This is a genomic window from Leisingera sp. MMG026, assembly GCF_021654205.1.
Taxonomy (GTDB): Bacteria; Pseudomonadota; Alphaproteobacteria; order Rhodobacterales; family Rhodobacteraceae; genus Leisingera.
Window position 1 is genome coordinate 1 of the sequence record NZ_JAKFZM010000113.1, and the last position, 1,726, is coordinate 1,726.

Annotated in this window: 2 protein-coding genes and 1 pseudogene; all 3 read left to right on the forward strand. The window is 63.6% G+C overall.

What is annotated here, in order from left to right; all coding sequences use genetic code 11:
* The coding region (locus tag L1069_RS23645) for a phage integrase N-terminal SAM-like domain-containing protein (protein ID WP_237457278.1) at positions 1-278 on the forward strand (278 nt) is incomplete at its 5' end.
* On the forward strand, positions 236-550 hold the full coding sequence (locus L1069_RS24235) for a tyrosine-type recombinase/integrase (protein WP_275423105.1): 315 nt from the start codon (positions 236-238) through the stop codon (positions 548-550). The genes L1069_RS23645 and L1069_RS24235, both read left to right, overlap by 43 nt.
* A gap of 45 nt (positions 551-595) precedes the next feature.
* Positions 596-1,726, forward strand: a pseudogene (locus L1069_RS23655) (transposase); the annotation flags it as partial.

Sequence of the window (1,726 nt, forward strand, 5' to 3'; positions counted from 1 at the left end):
ATTTGCGGGCGATGCGCGGCTTCACCCGGTTTCCGGGGCATGCGCCGGATAGCGCGACGCCGGAGGAGTTGCGGGCATTTCAGCTTGATATGAAGGAACGGGGCGTTGGTGCGCCAACCTTCAATAACCGGTTGACGGTGCTGAGCTTCTTCTATGCAACCAGGTGTCTGCGCCCGGAGAGTGAAGGCGGAAAAGAAAACGATCCTGTGAATCGTTTTCCCGCTGAACGCGGCACATGCGCTATCAGCGGGCAGCCAAGAAGATCCCCTTGGTGCTGAGCGCCGAGGACGTGTCACGCCTTCTGGAAGCCGCGCCCGGACCTGGATTGCGATACCGCGCTTCCTTTAGCGTGGCTTTCGGCGTGGCGCGCGGCTTCGCCGGGGTCAGGAAGAAGGTGCCACCCCACAGGCTGAGGCACAGCTTTGCAACCCATCTGCCGGGGGCCGGGACTGATATCCGGGTCATTCAGGTTTTGCCCGGGCACGCCAAGCCGGAGACCACCACCAAAGGTGGCGGCCAGCACCTTTCAGGATGTAGCCAGCCCCCTTGATCTGCTCATGAGACGGGAGGCCAATCCCGGTCAGGCAGGGCTCAGATGCCCCGTCCCGGACTGGAGGCCGCGGATATCTTCCGCGCCCGCGGTGCTGCCTGCCGTCATGACCATGCCGGACACCTGAGCCTGCCACAGTTGAAGGTAATGTCCGCGATTGAGAGCTGCCGGACCGCAGCGCTCGGCGGGCATGTTGCGGCATGTACCAAGTGCACGCATCAGCACGTGGCCTATAACTCCTGCCGCAACCGGCATTGCCCGCACTGCCAGCGGGCGTGCGCGCGCGATTGGATGCAGGCCCGCTTGGAAGGCCTGCTGCCCGTCGAATACTTCCACGCGGTCTTTACGCTGCCAGCCCGGATCGCGGATATTGCGTATCAGAACAAGGCGGCGGCCTATGGCTTGCTGGTCAAGGTCTCGTCCCAAACGCTCCTGACCATCGCAGCCGGTCCAAAACACCCGGGTGTGAAGACCGGCATGACATCGGTTCTGCAGACGTGGGGTTCGGCAATGACCCATCACCCGCACGTGCATGTTTTCGTGCCGGGAGGCAGGCTGCCGCCAGATGGCACCCGCTGGAGCGCCTGCCGCCCAGGCGGTTTTCCTGCCGGTGAAGGTCCTGTCGAGGCTGTTTCGGCGCTTGGTCCTCGAAGGGCTGATCAGGCTGCACAAAGCAGGCGAGCTCAGGCTCTTCGGCGCTCTGGCGGGATGAGCACACCCGGATACCTTCGCTGCCCATCCCGCGCCGCTGCGCAAAACCAACCGGGCCGTTTATGCCAAACCGCCCTTCGGCGGGCCGGAAGCCGTGCTTGCCTATGTGAGCCGGTATACCCACCGGGGGGCTATCTCAAACCATGAATGGGGGATGAAGGTCATGCGCCTGCCGGCAGATGAGTTCATCCGCCGCTTGCTCAACCCTGTCCTGCCCACCGGCTTCCACTGCATCAGACACGCTGGCTTCCTCGCCAATGGTATCCGGCGCGACAGGACGGGACGGATCAGGAGCTTGCTCGGCAAAGAGCAAAACCCGGATCAGGCGTCCGAAAACGATCAGCGCACCGGCACGGATGAAGAGGACCAGCTTCGAGCTGGCCCGGAATGCGGCAGCGCGATGCGTGTCATCGAGACCTTCCTGCGCGGCCAAACTCCAAAATCCCGCGCACGCCCAAGGGAGGA